Origin of the sequence: Alkaliphilus hydrothermalis (genome assembly GCF_016908555.1) — a bacterium.
GTDB lineage: Bacteria > Bacillota > Clostridia > Peptostreptococcales > Natronincolaceae > Alkaliphilus > Alkaliphilus hydrothermalis.
The window spans coordinates 91,970-110,669 of sequence record NZ_JAFBEE010000001.1; the positions used below are offsets into that span (position 1 = coordinate 91,970).

The following is an 18,700-nucleotide window of genomic DNA, read 5'->3' on the forward strand; positions in this document are numbered from 1 at the left end:
GGAGAATGTATAACAGAGTAAAAGAGTGTAATTTATTTGCGGAGGTAGGAATAGATGCCCCAGGAAAATGCAATTGAGTTCAAGGGAACGAAAAAAGGAATATACGTTCAGATCAAACCACATAATGATTTTGAAACATTAAAGCTGAATCTAATCGAGAAGCTAGAAAAAACAAAAACATTTTTTAGTGGTGCTAAGATTTTAGACATTCAATGTAATACGATTTCGCTTGAAGAAAAGGAAGAACTAGAAAAGATTATGTCGACACGATATCAGATGCAGGTCCAAAGAGAAGAGTTTCAAGAAGATCCTCCTATCGATGAGGTATTTCAAGGAATCAACGAAGGAATGACTAAATTTATTCCGAAAACCTTAAGATCAGGTCAAAAAATAAATTATAAGGGTAATGTCGTTATTTTCGGTGATGTGAACCCAGGAGCAGAGATTATTGCCTATGGAAATATCGTTGTGTTAGGGAGCCTTAGGGGAATTGCCCACGCTGGAAGTAACGGGAATAAATATGCTCGTGTAGTTGCTTATTATTTAGATCCAACTCAGCTAAGAATCGCTGACAAAATTGCCCGTTCTCCTGATGGGGAATATGAGAAGCCCAAGGGACCAGAGTTGGCTTGTATTAAAGATGAAGTTGTATACATTGAACCATTTTTGACTAAGAGATAGTATGAATAGTATTCAGTGAGGGGGTAAAATTAATGGCAGAAGTTATTGTAATTACATCTGGTAAGGGTGGAGTAGGTAAAACAACAACAACAGCAAATTTAGGGACTGGACTGGCTCAATTAGGTTATAAGGTTGTTGTGGTGGATGCCGATATTGGACTTAGAAATTTAGACGTAGTTATGGGATTAGAGAATCGGATAGTCTATGATATAGTTGACGTTGTAGAGGGTGTTTGTAGATTAAAGCAGGCCCTTATAAAAGACAAGAGATACGACGGATTATATTTATTGCCTGCGGCGCAAACTAGAGATAAGAATGCAGTGTCACCTGAACAAATGCAACATCTTACAGGGGAATTAAGAGAAATGTTTGACTTTGTATTAATCGATTGTCCAGCGGGAATCGAGCAGGGCTTTAAAAATGCCATTGCAGGTGCAGATAGAGCAGTGGTGGTTACTACGCCAGAAATATCTGCTGTAAGGGATGCTGATAGAATTATTGGTTTGTTGGAAGCAGCAGAACTGAGGGACCCACTATTGATCATCAATCGTATAAGAATTGAAATGGTTAAAAAGGGCGATATGATGAATATTGAAGATATGATTGATATTCTAGCAATTGACCTGTTGGGGGTTGTGCCAGATGATGAGTCAATCGTAATATCTACAAATAAAGGTGAGCCAGTTGTAACAGATATCAACTCTTTAGCTGGTCAAGCCTACCGAAACATTACAAAGAGAATCACCGGAGAAGAAGTTCCTTTCCTTAACATGGAGACTGATTCTGGATTCGTGACTAAGTTAAGAAAAATCTTTGGTTTCGGTAAGTAAATCAGGGTAGAAGGAGGAGATATTGTGGATTTTTTAAAGATGTTTTCAAAAGAAAGTGGACCTAGCAAAAACGTTGCAAAAGAGAGACTAAAGCTGGTTTTAGTACACGATAGAACCAACTGCTCTCCTGACTTTCTTGAGATGGTAAAGGGGGATATTATAAAGGTCATATCAGACTATATGGAAATAGATGAAGATGGTCTAGATATTAAAATCACCAAAACTAAACGAGACGTAGACGAAGGTAGTGTTCCTGCCCTAGTTGCCAATATCCCTATTAAGAAGATGAAGGATCGTACTCGTTAAATCAACACAGGAGGGTACATATGAATTTAGCACTAATCGCCCATGATAAGAAGAAAGAGACTTTGGTTAATTTTGCAATTGCTTATGAAAATATATTAAAAAAACATAACTTATTTGCTACTGGTACTACAGGGAAAAGGATTATGGAGGCGACTTCCTTAGAAATTCACTGTTTCAAATCTGGCCCCCTAGGAGGGGATCAACAGATTGGCTCTGCCATAGCCAACAACCATATGGATATGGTGATTTTCTTAAGGGACCCCATGACAGCTCAACCCCACGAGCCAGACATACAAGCCTTGATAAGATTATGTGATGTTTACATGATACCCGTCGCTACGAATATTGCTACAGGGGAGATCTTATTAAAAGCATTAGAGCGGGGAGATCTTGAATGGCGTAATTTTGTTAAAGAGAATAATGAATAGTTAGAAAGGAAGTTCATTAGAGAAACTTAAACACAAGAAACGAGTAAAGCCAGTGACCACAGCGTATTATTAAAATATGTTAGGGGCACTGGTTTTTGCACTTTTTCATATGGAAAAGCCGTTTATTTCAATATTTTTATAATAAATCCCTTTCCTTAGCAATATATTATACTAATTCAACTAAGGGAAAGGAGAAATAAAATGAATAAGTCCGTGAGAAATCAGCAATCATTTGGTTTTTTTACAAATTTAACTACGAAAAATAACAAGAAGTCCAATTCAATAGATCCAAAATCAATCTTAAAAAAGGTGCTTCTTCAAACCATCATATGTTTAATTTTATTTTTTGCCATTTTTTCAATGAAAAACATCGACACCAATACGACCAATATAATAACTGAAGAAATCTCCTATAGGCTCACTCAAGAGTTTGATTTTAAATCTAATTATTTTATGGCAGTAGAGTGGGGGAAAAATCTCGTCACCAAGGGGGAGGCTACCCTTGCTGCCATTAACTTTGGTCAGACAAATCAAAGGAGCTTTGTGATGCCTATGGAGGGCAATATAGTGGCAAATTTTAATGAAGTGAACTCCACCAATAGTGTGCCATTAGAAGGGATCATTATTGAAGGAATGGCAGGAAATGAAGTTGTAGCTGCAGATGATGGTGTTGTTATAGAGGCAAATGCCAATCAAGGGCTAGGGCATTATATCGTTATTAAACATAGGGGTGAATATATCTCCGTTTATAAACACCTACAGGAAAGTAAAGTAGAGGTCAATGGGAAAGTCGTCAAGGGAGAGGTAATCGGTATATCTTCCGAAAGGTTATTGTTTGAAGTATGGCAACGGAAGGAAGCAATTGATCCACTACAATTCTTAGATTTTGAAGAAATAAGCTTGTAAAGTTGGTAAATAGACATGATAAAATTTAGCATATTGGGAATTAAAATTAAAATAAACCTATTATTGATACCTGTCTTAGTTTATAGCCTGTACCTTAATTATTATAAGGAGTTTTTGATTACCCTTATGGTGGTTTTGATCCATGAAATTGCCCATTACAAGGTTGGGGAATACTATGGTGTTAATTTAACGGAAATAGAGCTTTTTCCCTTTGGTGGAGTGGTTAAAATAGAAGATGGACTGGGGTTGGATCCCTTCAAGGAAATGGCGATCTCAATTGCTGGTCCTTTATCAAATTTTATTTTGCTTGTTTCGGGATATTTCTTAGGGCTTTACCTCCCCATCAAAGAGGATCTATTGAATATATTTCTAACTGCCAATTTCATGATCTTTATCTTTAACCTAGTGCCCATAATACCTTTGGATGGAGGGCGGATTTTTAGGGCGTTTTTAAGTTATATTTGGGGAATGAAAAAGGCCACTAGCATTACTGTTTTTATTGGAAAACTCCTATCGATTGTGATGTTATTAGTAGGTATTTATTATACAAGGCAATCCCATGACAATATCTACTTGATTATACTGGCGGGTTTTTTGTATTTCAATGCTCATCGAGAAAGAAAGCTGGTATTCTTTTTATTTATTAAGGATGTTTTGCGGAAAAAAAGAACCCTTCAAAATAAAGGGGTAATGAATGCTAAATATCTAACTGTAATGGAAACGGTGGATTTAAATCGAGTTTTTCAAGAGTTCTCTACTGGTAGATATCATTTTGTTACTGTGATTAGTGGAAAGGGAGAAATACTGGGGACTCTGACTGAGGGGCAGATTCTCGATGCTGTTGGAAACTATGGGAATGGCAGGCCCATAGGAGAGTTGTTGCGGAGTAAAGCAACAGAAATAGAAACTTTTTAAAGGCTTTATGGAATAAGTTATCAATAAGTTATCAATAAGTTATTGCAATTTGAAATAGTTTTGTATATGATTGAAAAAGCGATATTTTACTCATAGAATAGGGGTAAATATGTTATCATATACAATAAGAAGAATGTTATACAAAAGCAGAAGTTGATTGGAGGAACATTGATGAGTAAGTTAGATATACACGACCTTTTATATAAGGTTGAAAAGCCAGCTAGATATCTGGGGAATGAATTGAATAGCGTACATAAGAGTATAGATGAAACCACAGTTCGATTTGCCTTCTGTTTTCCAGATATATATGAGATTGGTATGAGTCACTTAGGAATGCAAATTCTGTATCATCTCTTAAACAAAGAAGAAAATGTTTTCTGTGAGCGGGTATTTGCTCCAGCTATAGATATGGAAAAGATCATGAGGGAAAATAACCTTCCTTTGTTTGGTCTTGAAAGTAGAGAGTCCATTCGACATTTTGATTTTGTTGGTTTTACCCTTCAATATGAGTTAAGCTATACCAATATACTAAATATGCTAGACTTAGCAGGAACTCCTTTATTTTCTAAAGAGAGGGGTGAAGATGATCCCTTTGTGATTGTTGGGGGACCCTGTGCCTACAATCCTGAGCCGATTGCAGATTTCTGTGATATTGTTGTCCTTGGAGAAGCAGAGGAAGTGATGGTTGAGATTGTAAAAGCCTACAAAGAAATGAAGGCTAATACCTATAGCAGACGTAGCTTCTTGGAAAAAATCGCATCGATTCAAGGGGTCTATGTACCTGCCTTTTATGATGTTACTTACCTAGAGGACGGGACAATTGAGGCCATTACTCCAAATAACCAACACGCCCCTAAAAAGTTAAAGAAAAGAATTATTCAAAACTTGGATGAAGTATTCTACCCAGAGGAAATATTGGTACCATACTTAAATATCGTCCATGATCGTGTGATGCTGGAGGTATTTAGAGGCTGCGCTAGGGGGTGTCGTTTCTGTCAGGCAGGAATGATCTATAGACCTGTGAGGGAAAAGGGTGTTGAGCGCTTAAAGAATCTTACGGAGAAATTATTAGCCAGTACAGGTTATGAAGAAATATCATTGGCCTCTCTAAGTACCAGTGATTATTCAAATTTAGATTCAATCGTAAGACATTTAATAGACGAATACGAAAAGGACAAGGTGGGGGTTTCTTTACCATCCCTACGATTAGATAACTTTACCTTTGAATTGATTCAAGAGATTCAAAAAGTTAGAAAAACAGGACTGACCTTTGCTCCCGAGGCTGGAACTCAACGATTAAGGGATGTAATCAACAAAGGTTTAACAGAAGAAGATTTAAGAAATGCAGTCGAAAAAGCCTTTTCGTTAGGTTGGAATAGTGTGAAGCTTTATTTCATGATTGGACTACCTACTGAGACCTATGATGATCTAGATGGTATTCGAGATTTAGCCTTTATGGTGGCGGATATCTACTATGAAACAGTAGAAAAAGGACAACGTGGCAAAGGATTGAATGTCACAGCCAGCGCTTCAACCTTTGTACCAAAACCGTTTACCCCCTTCCAGTGGCATCCACAGGATTCTTTAGAGGAAATATATAGCAAACAAAGACATCTAGTAGAAAAACTAAAGCGAAGAAATGTCACCTTCAATTATCACGATGCAAAAACCAGCTTCCTAGAGGGTGTTTTTGCCCGTGGAGACAGGAGGTTATCAAAGGTTTTAGCTGAGGCCTTAAAGGCGGGATGTAAATTTGATGGTTGGCATGAACATTTTGATTTCCAAAGGTGGATGGATGTATTTGGACAAGCAGGTGTAGATCCTTCCTTTTATGCCAATAGACAGCGGGAATACGAGGAGGTTTTACCTTGGGACCACATTGATGTGGGTGTGACTAAGAAATTCCTTATGAAGGAAAATGAAAAGGCCAAAGCAGGCGTTTTAACCCAAGATTGTAGAACTAATTGTTCTGGCTGTGGAATCAACACTGGTTTTGTAGGAGGGATATGCTAATGAAATTACGTTCTCGATTTAGTAAAAAAGGAGACTTAATATTCATCTCTCACCTAGACGTTGTAAGGTTATTTGAAAGGGCTATGAGGCGGGGTAAAATACCTATTTCTTATACTCAAGGCTTTAACCCACACCCTATCATGGCTTTTGCTACTGCATTAGGTGTAGGAGTTGAAAGTGAAGCTGAATATATTGATATTCAAGTGGATGAAAAAATCGAAACAGATGAATTTATCAGTAGATTGAACGCCGTGATGCCTGGAGGGCTAAAAATATTAATGAGTCAATATATTGATTCTTCTGAGGATTCGTTGATGGCTATTCTTAGAAGATCCATTTATCTAGTAAAGATAAATTTAGAAAAAACCTTTGACGAGGAAGCTATTAAAGAAAAGATTAATCATTTCTTAACGCTAGAGGAAATCATTGAGGTGAAGGAGAAAAAGAAGAAAAAGGGCAAAGGATTTAGAAGAGATAAAAACAAAGTGCAAGAAACGAATATTCGCCCATTAATCCATGATCTTTCATTATTTTCTATGAATGGACAAGAGTTGATATTGAAAATGAATTTAACCACAGGAAGTTCAGGTAATCTGAAGCCAGAGGTTTTAGTAAGGAAATTAGCAGAAGAGACGGATTTACCAATAATATTAGATACAGTAAGGATTAATAGACTAGAACTATTAAAGGAGAAAGACGGGCAATATGTTACTTTAATAGAAGGATAGCATTAAATAAGTTGGGAGTTGGATTTATGAATCAAATAGTTGTTGATGTAGGGTTAGTAGAGACAAGATTGGCGTTATTGGAGAATCAAGAACTAGTTGAGTTATATGTGGAGCGTAAAAACCAAAAAAGAATAGTTGGAAATATCTACAAGGGGAGAGTAACCAACGTTCTACCAGGAATGCAGGCGGCTTTTGTGGATATAGGCCTTGAAAAAAACAGTTTTTTATACGTTAAGGACGCAATACCAGAAGAGCTTCTAAATGAAGATGGGGAAGGGGCAAAAGCCCCCTCTATTAAGGATATCCTTAAGCCTGGCCAAGAACTGATTGTCCAAGTTATTAAGGAGCCAATTGGAACGAAGGGAGCTAGAGTAACTACTCACCTTACTCTGCCCGGGAGATACATGGTGCTAATGCCCAACACAGACTATGTGGGTATCTCTCGTCGAATTGGTAATGAAGAGGAACGGGAACGACTAAAACGTGAGATTGAAGAGCTAAAGCCCGGAAAGATGGGGATTATCGTAAGGACTGTTGCTGCTGGAAAGACAAAGGAGGATTTTAAAGATGATATTAAATTCCTTCTAAAGCTATGGCAGAAAATAGAGCGTGATAAGAAATTAGGGTTTGCACCAAGGGTTATCTATAAAGATTTTGACCTGATTAATCGTACTTTAAGGGATATATTTAATAAGGATATTGACCAATTCATCATTAATGATCGGGAAGAATATCAAAGTGCAAAGGATTTAGTAGATTTAATTTCCCCCCACCTAAGCGATCGTTTAGTATTTGAAGAGGATGATGTTTTTGAAACCTACAAGATTGACTCCCAGATAAATAAGGGACTATCAAGAAAGCTGTGGTTGAAAAGTGGAGGGTATATTGTAATAGATACCACTGAAGCATTGACGGTGGTGGATGTCAATACAGGTAAATACGTTGGTAGTACCGATCTTGATGACACGGTTTTTAAGACTAATCTAGAAGCAGCCACCGAGATTGCTAAACAATTAAGGTTGAGGGATATCGGTGGGATTATTATTGTAGACTTTATTGACATGACCAATGAAAAATATGATGAAGAGGTCATTAATGTCTTGGAAAAGGCCCTGTCAAAAGATCGAACTAAAACTAAAATCCTAGGGATGACTAACTTAGGCTTAGTTGAGATCACAAGGAAAAAAGTACGACAAAGACTAGATTTTCTGTTGCAAAGAAAATGTGAAAATTGTGAAGGTACAGGAAAAGTTGCTTCTGAATATACCCTTTTACATAAACTTGAAAAGCATCTGAAGCGGATGAAGGAACACACCACATGTACAGCGGTGCTTTTTGAGGTGAGTCCTACCACTTTAGAAGTCATTGATACTCAAAGGGAGATATTGGAGGAAATGGAGCGGATTACAGACATTAAGGTATTCTTTGCTTTTGATGAAAAGTTACCCTACGGGGAGTTAAATCGAAAAAATATGGGAAACATTGAAATGATTGAAAAACTTCTGCAAGAAAAGTAATTCTAAAGGGTTGACAAGGATTGGTGATTATGATAATATTTTATATTGTAAGTAGCCGCGCGAATCGGGTTTTAAAAACGTAAAGTTACCTAGCATTCGGCGAGACTGGGTTGAGGAGGTGTATATATGTACGCAATTATTGAAACAGGTGGTAAACAATACAGAGTTCAAGAAGGAGACACACTTTTCGTTGAAAAGCTAGAAGTAGCTGAAGGTGATGTTATTACTATTGACAATGTATTAGCAGTTTCTAAGGATGGTAACCTTACTTTAGGTGCCCCAACAGTTGAAGGTGCTAAGGTTGAAGCTAAGGTTCTTGCTCAAGGTAAAGCTAAGAAAGTGATCGTTTTCAAGTTCAAGAGAAAAAAGGATTACAGAAAGAAGCAAGGTCATAGACAACCATTCACTAAGTTAGTAATCGAAAAAATCAATGCTTAGGACATAGACTATGATATCCATTGATATACGTAGAAATGAACAAAAGGAAATCTCGAGCTTTGAAATTTCTGGTCATGCTGAATCAGCAGAACACGGACAAGATATTGTTTGTGCTGCTGTGTCGGTACTAAGCCAAACAATAGTTTTAGGATTACATGAGGTTGCAGGAGTTAAAGTTCCCTATGAAATCAATAGCGGGTTCCTAGTGAGTAGCGTTCCCGAGGGTCTAACAAAAGAAGAACGCCAAAAGGTAAATCTTCTCTTGGAGACAATGGTTATAGGATTTAAAAATCTTGCAACAGGATATGCAGAATATATAGAGCTTCATGACAAGGAGGTGTAAGTCATGTTATTCGTAATGGATCTTCAACTATTTGCCAGTAAAAAAGGGGTAGGTAGTTCTAAAAACGGTCGTGACAGTATTGCAAAGAGATTAGGCGTTAAGAGAGCTGATGGTCAATTTGTTAGTGCTGGAAATATATTAGTAAGACAAAGAGGAACTAAAATCCATCCAGGAGCTAACGTAGGAAAGGGTTCTGATGATACTCTATTCGCTATGGTAGACGGAGTGGTTAAGTTTGAAAGAAAAGATAAGAACAGAAAGCAAGTAAGCGTTTACGCTAGAGAAGCTCAATAAGCCCTCTAATATAAAGAAAACCGCCAATGAAAATTGGTGGTTTTTTTATATTAGAGGGCCCAGCAAGCCGTTAATTGCTAGGTCCAGCAAAATAGCAGACCGCAACATAAAGTGAATGCCAGCCCGTCCCTAAGTATAACACGAGCATAATGTATCTTTTGTAAATAATCAAAATATTTTAAAAAAATATTCTGTAGAATAATACGGGCAATAGTATCAAAATAGAGAATTGATAATATTTGTACAAATCGTTACAATTGTAATTTAACGACATGATATTGCACAATTCTCCAAAAACTGATATACTACATTACATAATTTGAATAGTTTAGTTACTTTAAACAAAACATAAGGCTTAACTTCGGGGGAGGTTGAAATGATAATTGTTATCATCGTTTTGATAGGTATTGCAATATCATTGAGCTTGTTACTAATTGTGGATAAAAAAAGTAAAGAAGAAAAGGCCAATGAATGTATAGAAGAATACTTTGATGAAGCTACCTCTACAGAGCTAATAAGTGAAGTGTTACAGACGGAGTTAATGGTGAAGCATAAGCAGGAGTTTGACCTAAAAGGAAAGACTTTGAATGGTTTATATAGGGTTGAAGGGGTTCTTGGAGAAGGAGGAATGGGAAGGGTTTATTTATGTAGGAATATTAAATTAGGGAACCTTTGGGCAATAAAGTTTATACCCAACCATAATCTACATAAAACTCGTTTAAGATTTGCAGAAGAAGACATCTTAAAAAAATTACATCATATTCATTTACCACAGATTGTAGACATTTTTAGAGATGACAAGGGAACATATATTGTAGAAAGTTACATAGAGGGAAAGTCTCTTGATAAAAAACATAAGGAAGAAGGTCCCTTTAAGGAAGAGGTAGTGCTAAAATGGCTTAGACATTTAACTGATGTTCTAGTTTATCTCCATAGTATGGAACCTTATCCTATTATTTATGGTGATATGAAACCCTCAAATGTGATGATTACCCGTGATGGTGGGGCAGTATTGGTTGACTTCAGTGTTTCAATGGAGCTAAGGGATAAAAATGAAGAGGATTACTTTACTTCACCATTGGGGATTACAGTAAAGTTCGCAGCCCCAGAGCAATTAAAGGGATATTTGGATATTAGGTCAGATATCTATAGTCTTGGGTTCATGATATGCCACCTGCTACAGGGACAAGAAGACTTAAGTAAGATAGGGACTAAAGGGCTGAAGGGGAAGGTATCAAAAGAACTGCTACAGCTTTTGGACAAATGCTTGAAGCAGGATCTTCATCTGAGATACCAAACGGCAAAAGAACTAAGGGAAGATTTGAATCGATTAGATAAAGGAAAACCTTCAATAATCAGTATCTTTTCAAAGCCAACATATCAAACCCCCTCTGACTATAAAAAACTTATTGCTGTAATGAGTCCAGAATCCACAGGTAAGACAACAATTTCAGCTGGGTTAGCATGGAACTACGCTGAAAAAGGAATTAAGACCATCTTGATAGATACGGACTTTATCAACAAAGATATCTATTATTATTTCAATTTAGACTTTGCTAATTGTTTAGGGAATCAAGGGGGAGGAAAAATACCAGTACCACAAAAAATAAATCATTATTTATCAATGTACTCTGAGCATAGGGATGTTAAAGTAAACCTCGGTCCTGAAATCATTAAAGAAATAATCCTTCGAAGTAAAGTTGATGCTCAAGTAGTGATTGTGGATTTGGGTAGGGGGTTAGAAAGTCCCGCCTATAGGGAAATCCTCTCGTTGGTTGATCACAAGCTGTTGGTGGTGGATCAAAGGGTTAACGTGTTAAACAGACTACCTCTACAGTTGTATAGCAATCGTGATTGGTTAAAGAATACTGACTTAGTAATCAATCGCTATACAGATTCAGGATATCTCAAAGGAAGAAATATTAAAGGCTACTTTAAGGGAATTGATGTTGCAGAGGAGGGCGTGTTTGATCTAAAGATTAATGAAATATTTTACGTTAGGGAGGATTATTCAGCTGTCCTAAAGGCGTTGGAGGAGAGGGAGCCCCCCGTAGTTTACAGTACAAAAATAAAGGAAGATATAGATGCTTTAGGTCAATACTATTTTCCCACTAATCAATAATGCAGCTAGTACATGTTTTATTTATAAGAAGAAGGAGGGACGGAATGGGTATTAGAAATCAAAGGATTCTTATGGGTGCAATTGCCTTTTGTCTTTTACTGGCTTTCATTTTTTTCTATTTTAATAATATTAAGATACCAAAAATGAAAGCTATAACCGAGGCTCGAATAAGGGCTGAGCTAGATGTAAATGCCATGCCAAGTAGATTGGTGGCTGTGGTAACTGCTCCAGAGGGGGTCTCTCTATATACTGAAATGACAGAAGAAGTGGTAAATGCCACTATCTCGTTAGTAGAGATTCCAGATAAATATATTGTTGAGGGTGGAATCGAAAATATTAACCAAATTAAAGGAATGATTACGAAGCATCCCCTAAACTATGGTCAGCAATTACTCTTGGATCAGTTTTACACAGAGGAGAATTGGTATGGAGAAATGGAGAGATTGAAGGAATTTCCTGTGAGTAGTATCGTGGCAGATGAAGTAAAGTCGGGAAATATTATTGATATGATTATCAATTACGGTAATGGTGACTACGATGTTGTCGTTTCTAAAACCAAGGTTAGAAAAGTCATGTCCAATGAACCACAGGGAGGGAACGTAGGGCAGGAGGATCATGGATACACTGTTGTTTTAGCTGTGGATGAAACCCAATATCGAGATTTGCAATTGGCGCAAGAATTAGGGAAGCTTGAAACGCGATTATATCTTGATACAAATCAAACTGCTTCATTGACGACTTTTGATTATCAAAAGCAGTTAAAGCAACTGAGATTAGATAATGTAGCAACAAAGGGGATTGGAAGTATGCAAAAAAGTACAATTAAAAATGAAGAAGAAAAAGAACTTGACGAAGATATTAACAAAGAACGGACAGGAAATACAATGAATTATCGACCGTAGGACAATAGATAATGGGGTGTTAAGAAATGATTGCAATTACAGCTCCGAAGAAAGGCTTAGGTCAAACCGTCGTTTCGATTAATCTTGCCATCAGAATGGGGAGTCTGCTGGAGGATAGGGTTTTACTAATAGATAGCAACAAATATTGCTGTGGTGTGGTGGATTATTTAAGTAATTCTTCATGGACAAGGGGACTAGATGAATTTAAGATTAATATTGAAAGTGGTATGGGGATAGGACAGAACCCCCATAGTTGGTCTAAGACCATAAATCCTCGACTAGATATAATGGCATCAAATCAGTATTTGCAATTAATTGAAAAAGATATTGAAAAACTGAAGGAATACACTAACTGTAACTACCCCATAGCTTTAGTGGACACAATTGCAGGTGAAAATAGCTTGACGGATATTTTTCTGAAAAAGTCAAGTATAGTAATCGTAGTATTGACTCAAAACAAAAGTGAAATTCGCTTAATAAAGGATAAAAGGCTGTACGGGGAGCTAAAGGATAAAATTATCTTCGTGATTAATCAATATCAAGCAGAGATAAATGCGATTAAAATTAGATATGGTTTGAAGGAAATTTCAGAGGAGTTAAAGGAGTTGGGGTTTAAACAAAATCCTATTTTTATACTTCCCTATGATGTAGATTTAGTAAATGAATGCAATGACAGCACACTATTGAATTTTAGCATGGCAAGGGAGCATCAATCTAGTCCATACCACAAAAAATTAGATCTACTTGCCAGAGAAACATTGAAACAGCATGGGAATCTAGTTTTGACTAATAATATTGAAAAAGTGAAGAAAAAAGGTTTTGTTTTCAATCTTTTCAATCTGTAGGAGGTATTTTGTGAAGCTTGAGAAAGCGTTAGAAAAGATAACGAAGGAACTCGAAAAGATCTATGATAACACGGACATTTATAGTGGGCTTTTTCAGATAGATAAGAAGGTTGCGGAAACAGAGATAGAATATTTTGGAGAAATGAAGGATAGGGCAGTTCTAGGGGATTATGCCGCAAGAAGCTATGTGATTCATCAATATGGAAAAATGATGATAGAGGTTCTAGGTTATCATTCCCACGAGATAGACAGTATCATTGATTTTAAGTGCCTGACAAATAATCCTCCTCACGTCTTGTTTGAAGTGTTACTCTATGTATTTGATCTCTCGGAAATAATTGATAAATATCAGTTAGATATAGCAGTGACGGGGGAGCAAATCAGTCGAATTGCCGAGGCAGAAAAGGATGGAATAGCTATTGCCTTTGGGGATTTTAGCAATAGGGTACAGCTTTTAGCTTCTATGGTATATGCCAGGGAAGACGGTCAAGATATCATCGATACCCTTCAACATCACAATATTAATGAAATCGGTATACTTAATAAAGATTATATCTACATTGTCTATAAAGGAAGAAAGCTTCAACTATCATTTTTATCCTTTGGAAATCGAGAAAGAATAATCAATATTCAAAAGAAAACAACAAGAAATGCCAAGTTGCAATATGACCAGCAAAATCCAACGGTCGTGGCATCTAAATATAATGCAAGTAGAATCACTGTTGCAGGATATGATGCTACTGCTACAGACGAAGATTTGATTTATAACGAGAGAATTTTTAATATAAAGCAAATATCCTTAGAGGATATGAGGGATACATACAATACCATCAATCAGCTTATATTTAATCTTCTAGATATAAATCAAAGGGGGAGGGGATCCTACTTGGTTTCTGGTAGTGATATGGGAGTTGGAAAGTCAACTTTTTTAACTGCCACCATAGAAAAGGTACCCGATTATTGGGGTATAGGGATATTAGATACTCAGGACGAGCTTCAAGTGATGAAAAAATATCCCCATAAAAATGTGATTACATTAATAGAAAACTCCAAAAGATCCATTGCACAAGAATTTCAGGTTATGTTGAAAATGGCGAGGGATGTAATCTTTGTAGGTGAAATTACGAAGCCAGAAGAAATAAGCGAACTTTTAAATGCTTCTTTGAGATTGAATTCTGGGGTTGGAGGAACAATTCATCTGATTTCTCCCTTTGAAGCTGTAGCCAATTGTAGAAATCTATTGATGGGGACAGATATGTATGACCAGAGTGACAAAGCAGAGGAGGATATAGCAAGGGGGATCGATTTCGTTTTACATCTTGCAAAACTCCCCAATGGAAGAATTGTTCTAGATAGGATCGTTGAAATTTGTTATACACAGAAGGATTTATCTGTAGAATCAGATTTAACAGGTACAATAGAAGAAAAGCTCTCTAATACCCTCAATCTATTACAATTTGCCCTATTAAAATACCTGTATCCAAAGTGCTATCAATATAACGAAATCCTTCGATATGATAGAGGAAAGGATTGTTGGATTCCTGTTAACTTGCCTTCTCAACAGTATTTTAATAAAATCCAACAGTATGTATCAGATGAAGAAATAGAAGGTTTTAAAGCTTACTTTCTTCAGGAGCAACGTAAAGCAGGTGACATTAGATGAAGGAATTATTACAGGAAAACTTAAGTGGTGGACTGTTTATTTTAGTAGCCATATCCCTAGTGGTGACGCTAGGAATCACGAAGCTGAATGCCCACATCAGAAAAAGGCGCTACTTGATAAGAAGGAATCCAGTAAGAATCTATAGACAAATTTATTCTAAATTATGTAATTTTAGGCTTTTGGAGAAGTTTTTAGATTCCATTGCACTGAGGATTAGTGTATTAAATGATGACTCTTATGAGACCAACCAAGAGAAAGCGGTGATTGCACTAATTCTACTGGCTTTAGTCATCATCATTAATTTTACGATTGTACTTCCAAATGTTCAGATTGTATGGTATCTATATCTATTTTATATGATGTTGGGGGGGGTTTTTTTATTGTGTGTCTTGTACACTTTAGAACTAATGTTAAGGATGCACTTTACAAAGCTACTTCCAAATACGTATAAGATATTGAATAGCCGATTTACTACTGAGGGGGATATATTAAAGGCAATAGATCGATCTCTAATAGATGTTAACCCTACCATTCGTCGGGAAATGGTTCGTATAAGAAATGTACTTAGGAAAAATGATCCCTCCAAAATTGATGAAACCTTTAGCTTAATGGAGAAAATCTATAATAATGAATACTTTACCCTCTTGTTAAATCTAATCCAACAGGCCTACTATAAGGGTGGAAGGGATAGCGTAAAACAACAATTTGAAATTGTGACGGAAGAAATTTTAATTGATATCGAAAACAAGAAAGATCTTGCCCTTACCAGTAGAATGTATGTTGTAATAGCTTTATTTTTACCATTAGGCGTGAATTGGTTGGAAAATTTTAATGACAAGGCACTGGGGGAAGCCTCTCTAGATTTCTATTCGAGTCCAATAGGAGTTAGTTTTAAGATTTTATTATTAACGTCAATGCTGATTTACATAGTCTCATTACTTTTTTTAGAAAGAACAGCTTAAAGGGGTAGAGGTGATGCTTTCACAATTTGTGTTTTTAATACCTTTAGGGATAGCTTTTGTTTTATTGTTACAATTACTTTGGAGTAGAAGGAGAAAGCTGAAGTTAAAACCACTGGGTAGATTATACCCCAAATCAATACTACAAAAAGTTGTCTATGCAGCAGAAAAATATTTACTACCCTCTAAGGCATCAAGGGCCTACTCTTTGTATGAGGGTTTATTGACCTATTCAAAATTAACAGTGGGGGAGTTCTTTGCAATTAAGTATGTAATAATTTTTATTGCATCTTTGCTGATATTTAGTATTCATATTACTAATGTGTCCATCTATACCAAAGAGATTTATACTAAGTATGATCTGCAAGGGGATGAATTGTTCAGTCAGAGTGTTCAAGTGCTAGATGAAGTCAAGGCATTGGAGGCGGAACTACACTATCTGAAGAAATCAATAGGACTAATTTCCAAGAAGGACAGTACTGATCTACCTAAAGAGGAAATACAAGGAAGAATATTGGGGTTAGTCTTGGAAAATTCGGAATCCCTTGTGGAAGCTCAGCTTCCTCCTATGTTCATCGCCAATAGGGTGTATTACAGACTATACCACTATTATCAGGTGAGGAATTTTAACTATCCCTATGCTATTTTTGTTTTGATACTCCTTTATTTCCTGCCAGACCTTTTTTCAATAATCTACAACTATTTTATAAGGGCTGATGTGAGGAAGGAACTACGTTTTTTAAAGAGATTGATCATACTAAATGGTAGCATTAAGCCTGTGAATTTCTTGGAGGTACTAACTATTTTAATGGGTAAATCAAAGTACTATAGGAAGTTCTTGAAGGAGGTTGAAAACCAAAATAAGAAAAATACAATTAGCAATTCCGATATTTATAGGAAATACATAGATAAAGAGCAGGATATTGATGTAAAGCTATTTTTTGAAAAACTGGACCAAGCTAATAACTATGATTTTGATCAGGCAATTGTCAATATTGAAAATGAGTTTAACATTGAAAAGAGACAAAGGATTAGAAATGTTAAAAGACAAATTGAAATCATTAACGCTTGGGGAATCGTGGGCTGTTTTTTACTAATTGGACTGTTAACCATGTATATGCTGATACCATGGTTGCAGGCGTATAACATGAATCAGATGTTTTAATGGTTCAACTTTGGAGGGGAAACATATGAAGAACATTATCGCATCCATCGTCCTATCGACAGTAATCTTGGGGCTTACAATGATGGGAATACAACTATGGAGGAATAATTTAGAGTTGATAAAAGCAACTGCAGAAAAAACGACACAGCTGGAAAAATTACAAAAGAGTAGTGTTCTCCCCTTACAAAAGGAACAACTGACGGGTGGGGAGGTAATCTCATTGATACGCTACTATAGTCAAAATTCGGAAGTGTTGGTGGAGGTATCAATAGATGGAGGGAGTTATGTTTATGATGTTGAAAGCTATGACAGGAATGTATTCTACATCCCCTATGATGTGGTCTTTGAAAAAAGTGAATTTTACGAGGGTCAAAAGCTTAGAAAACTAATATTTGCGAAAACAAATTAAAAAATTAAAGAACTAAGGCTTAAAATTGTTTGCTTAAAGTAATTTTCTCTGCTTTGATAATTAGAATCAGAATGTAAGCTAAAACTACTAAGGGAGTGTTGAAGGATGGATAAGGCAATAGCGACTATCGTAGGGATAGTATTGGTATTAGGTTTGATTGGTTACGCAATATTGGGGCAAGTATCTGGAGCTAAAGATATGGGTGATCTAGCTGCAATGGAACAACATAAGGTGACCCAAATGCTTCAAAACCAAAATATTGTTACTGGTACTACAGTAAAAAACTACTCCCACGCTGGGGTTACTGTGTCAATTACAAACAAAGGTGGTACAAGTATGACCTTAAGTCAAGTCATGGATGGTGCATTGTTTGAAATGAATAAAACATATAATGCCAATGGAGAACTACAGGCTGTGCTGTTTACTCAAGTAGATCTAGGTCGTTAAAATAATGATTCTTTAATTATGGATTAGATAAATGGGGGAGTTTTAATGATTGGCAAAGTAATTGCTGGTATCATCTCCGTTACTTTGATTACATTCTTAATTCTTTTGATCACCTTCTATTTTCTACAGGAGAACATAAAGGTGGAAATCAATCGTTTAAATTATGAGATAGTTGAAGTTATCACTACACAAGGCTATTTTAGTGGGGATTTGTATGGGGAATTAAGGGAGCAAGTCAACAAGTATAGCGACTTTTATATTCAGCTGAAACTGGAACAATGGGTAAAGGAAGGGGTATATGATACCTACTATCATCCTGATGAAATTTTAAATAAACCTCTTCAAATAGGAGATAAAATAAGTATCTATATTGAAGACCAGCATGCTACAATTTTTTCAAGGCTACTAACATCTGCATTGGGATTTGGAAGTAGTGGAGATTATGAGCAACGGATTAAATCATTAAAAACTGGGATGGTGGTAAAAGAATATAAGGACATTCGAAAGGGATATGATGTAATGGTGGATATTCAGAAATACGCATCCAATCATGGGGTGGCATTGTTTGTGGTAACAAAGCTTAATGAAGATGGTAAGTATTATGGAAGTAGCGGGCATCCAGATGTACCCTACACAAATCTAAATTATGGAGATTCCACAGATGAGCTTCATACTACGGGGGTTAATTATATTTTTGACAATGGTGTTTTTAATAGGATCATCAGCTATTATCCCAATGGAGAAATCAGGTTAATTAATTATATACAGCAATAGGATAGGGATGGGGTA

At 36.3% G+C, this 18,700-nt stretch carries 21 protein-coding genes; all 21 read left to right on the forward strand.

Features of this window, described 5'->3' with window-relative positions; all coding sequences use genetic code 11:
* Nucleotides 1-54: 54 nt before the first annotated feature.
* The 21 genes from minC to JOC73_RS00555 all read left to right on the forward strand — a co-directional run bounded on the left by minC (nucleotide 55) and on the right by JOC73_RS00555 (nucleotide 18,685).
* Nucleotides 55-681, forward strand: coding sequence for a septum site-determining protein MinC (gene minC / locus JOC73_RS00455; RefSeq protein WP_204399872.1), 627 nt, complete (start codon nucleotides 55-57; stop codon nucleotides 679-681).
* Between the two features lie 32 nt (nucleotides 682-713).
* Nucleotides 714-1,511 (forward strand): septum site-determining protein MinD, encoded by a 798-nt coding sequence (gene minD / locus JOC73_RS00460; RefSeq protein WP_204399873.1) that lies wholly within the window; start codon nucleotides 714-716, stop codon nucleotides 1,509-1,511.
* A gap of 21 nt (nucleotides 1,512-1,532) precedes the next feature.
* The gene (minE, locus tag JOC73_RS00465) at nucleotides 1,533-1,817 is read left to right on the forward strand and encodes a cell division topological specificity factor MinE (RefSeq protein WP_334297432.1); all 285 of its coding nucleotides are present in this window, start codon (nucleotides 1,533-1,535) and stop codon (nucleotides 1,815-1,817) included.
* Between the two features lie 20 nt (nucleotides 1,818-1,837).
* Nucleotides 1,838-2,245 (forward strand): methylglyoxal synthase, encoded by a 408-nt coding sequence (locus tag JOC73_RS00470; protein ID WP_204399874.1) that lies wholly within the window; start codon nucleotides 1,838-1,840, stop codon nucleotides 2,243-2,245.
* 201 nt (nucleotides 2,246-2,446) lie between these two features.
* On the forward strand, nucleotides 2,447-3,151 hold the full coding sequence (locus JOC73_RS00475) for a M23 family metallopeptidase (protein WP_204399875.1): 705 nt from the start codon (nucleotides 2,447-2,449) through the stop codon (nucleotides 3,149-3,151).
* Between the two features lie 126 nt (nucleotides 3,152-3,277).
* Complete coding sequence (locus JOC73_RS00480; RefSeq protein WP_204399876.1) at nucleotides 3,278-4,066, forward strand: site-2 protease family protein; 789 nt, start codon at nucleotides 3,278-3,280, stop codon at nucleotides 4,064-4,066.
* 171 nt (nucleotides 4,067-4,237) lie between these two features.
* Complete coding sequence (locus tag JOC73_RS00485) at nucleotides 4,238-6,079, forward strand: TIGR03960 family B12-binding radical SAM protein (protein WP_204399877.1); 1,842 nt, start codon at nucleotides 4,238-4,240, stop codon at nucleotides 6,077-6,079.
* The gene (locus tag JOC73_RS00490; RefSeq protein WP_204399878.1) at nucleotides 6,079-6,807 is read left to right on the forward strand and encodes a TIGR03936 family radical SAM-associated protein; all 729 of its coding nucleotides are present in this window, start codon (nucleotides 6,079-6,081) and stop codon (nucleotides 6,805-6,807) included. Before JOC73_RS00485 ends, JOC73_RS00490 begins: the two co-directional genes overlap by 1 nt.
* A gap of 26 nt (nucleotides 6,808-6,833) precedes the next feature.
* Complete coding sequence (locus JOC73_RS00495) at nucleotides 6,834-8,324, forward strand: Rne/Rng family ribonuclease (RefSeq protein ID WP_204399879.1); 1,491 nt, start codon at nucleotides 6,834-6,836, stop codon at nucleotides 8,322-8,324.
* A gap of 126 nt (nucleotides 8,325-8,450) precedes the next feature.
* A complete protein-coding gene (gene rplU, locus JOC73_RS00500) occupies nucleotides 8,451-8,762 on the forward strand; it encodes a 50S ribosomal protein L21 (protein WP_204399880.1) in 312 nt (103 codons plus the stop codon).
* Nucleotides 8,763-8,772: 10 nt separating this feature from the next.
* Nucleotides 8,773-9,105, forward strand: a complete 333-nt coding sequence (locus tag JOC73_RS00505; protein WP_204399881.1) for a ribosomal-processing cysteine protease Prp — start codon at nucleotides 8,773-8,775, stop codon at nucleotides 9,103-9,105.
* 3 nt (nucleotides 9,106-9,108) lie between these two features.
* Nucleotides 9,109-9,399, forward strand: coding sequence for a 50S ribosomal protein L27 (rpmA, locus tag JOC73_RS00510; protein ID WP_204399882.1), 291 nt, complete (start codon nucleotides 9,109-9,111; stop codon nucleotides 9,397-9,399).
* A gap of 376 nt (nucleotides 9,400-9,775) precedes the next feature.
* Entirely contained in the window at nucleotides 9,776-11,521 is a 1,746-nt protein-coding gene (locus JOC73_RS00515; RefSeq protein WP_204399883.1) for a protein kinase domain-containing protein, read from the forward strand.
* 44 nt (nucleotides 11,522-11,565) lie between these two features.
* Complete coding sequence (locus JOC73_RS00520; protein WP_204399884.1) at nucleotides 11,566-12,423, forward strand: CpaB family protein; 858 nt, start codon at nucleotides 11,566-11,568, stop codon at nucleotides 12,421-12,423.
* 26 nt (nucleotides 12,424-12,449) lie between these two features.
* The gene (locus JOC73_RS00525) at nucleotides 12,450-13,268 is read left to right on the forward strand and encodes a P-loop NTPase family protein (RefSeq protein WP_204399885.1); all 819 of its coding nucleotides are present in this window, start codon (nucleotides 12,450-12,452) and stop codon (nucleotides 13,266-13,268) included.
* A 10-nt stretch (nucleotides 13,269-13,278) separates the two neighbouring features.
* The gene (locus JOC73_RS00530; protein WP_204399886.1) at nucleotides 13,279-14,931 is read left to right on the forward strand and encodes an ATPase, T2SS/T4P/T4SS family; all 1,653 of its coding nucleotides are present in this window, start codon (nucleotides 13,279-13,281) and stop codon (nucleotides 14,929-14,931) included.
* Complete coding sequence (locus JOC73_RS00535) at nucleotides 14,928-15,893, forward strand: hypothetical protein (RefSeq protein ID WP_204399887.1); 966 nt, start codon at nucleotides 14,928-14,930, stop codon at nucleotides 15,891-15,893. The genes JOC73_RS00530 and JOC73_RS00535 overlap by 4 nt, the downstream gene beginning before the upstream one ends.
* Before the next feature lie 13 nt (nucleotides 15,894-15,906).
* Complete coding sequence (locus tag JOC73_RS00540) at nucleotides 15,907-17,055, forward strand: hypothetical protein (RefSeq protein WP_204399888.1); 1,149 nt, start codon at nucleotides 15,907-15,909, stop codon at nucleotides 17,053-17,055.
* Between the two features lie 25 nt (nucleotides 17,056-17,080).
* Nucleotides 17,081-17,464 (forward strand): hypothetical protein, encoded by a 384-nt coding sequence (locus JOC73_RS00545; protein WP_204399889.1) that lies wholly within the window; start codon nucleotides 17,081-17,083, stop codon nucleotides 17,462-17,464.
* A gap of 105 nt (nucleotides 17,465-17,569) precedes the next feature.
* Nucleotides 17,570-17,911, forward strand: coding sequence for a hypothetical protein (locus JOC73_RS00550; protein WP_204399890.1), 342 nt, complete (start codon nucleotides 17,570-17,572; stop codon nucleotides 17,909-17,911).
* A 45-nt stretch (nucleotides 17,912-17,956) separates the two neighbouring features.
* Entirely contained in the window at nucleotides 17,957-18,685 is a 729-nt protein-coding gene (locus JOC73_RS00555; RefSeq protein ID WP_204399891.1) for a hypothetical protein, read from the forward strand.
* Nucleotides 18,686-18,700: the final 15 nt, after the last annotated feature.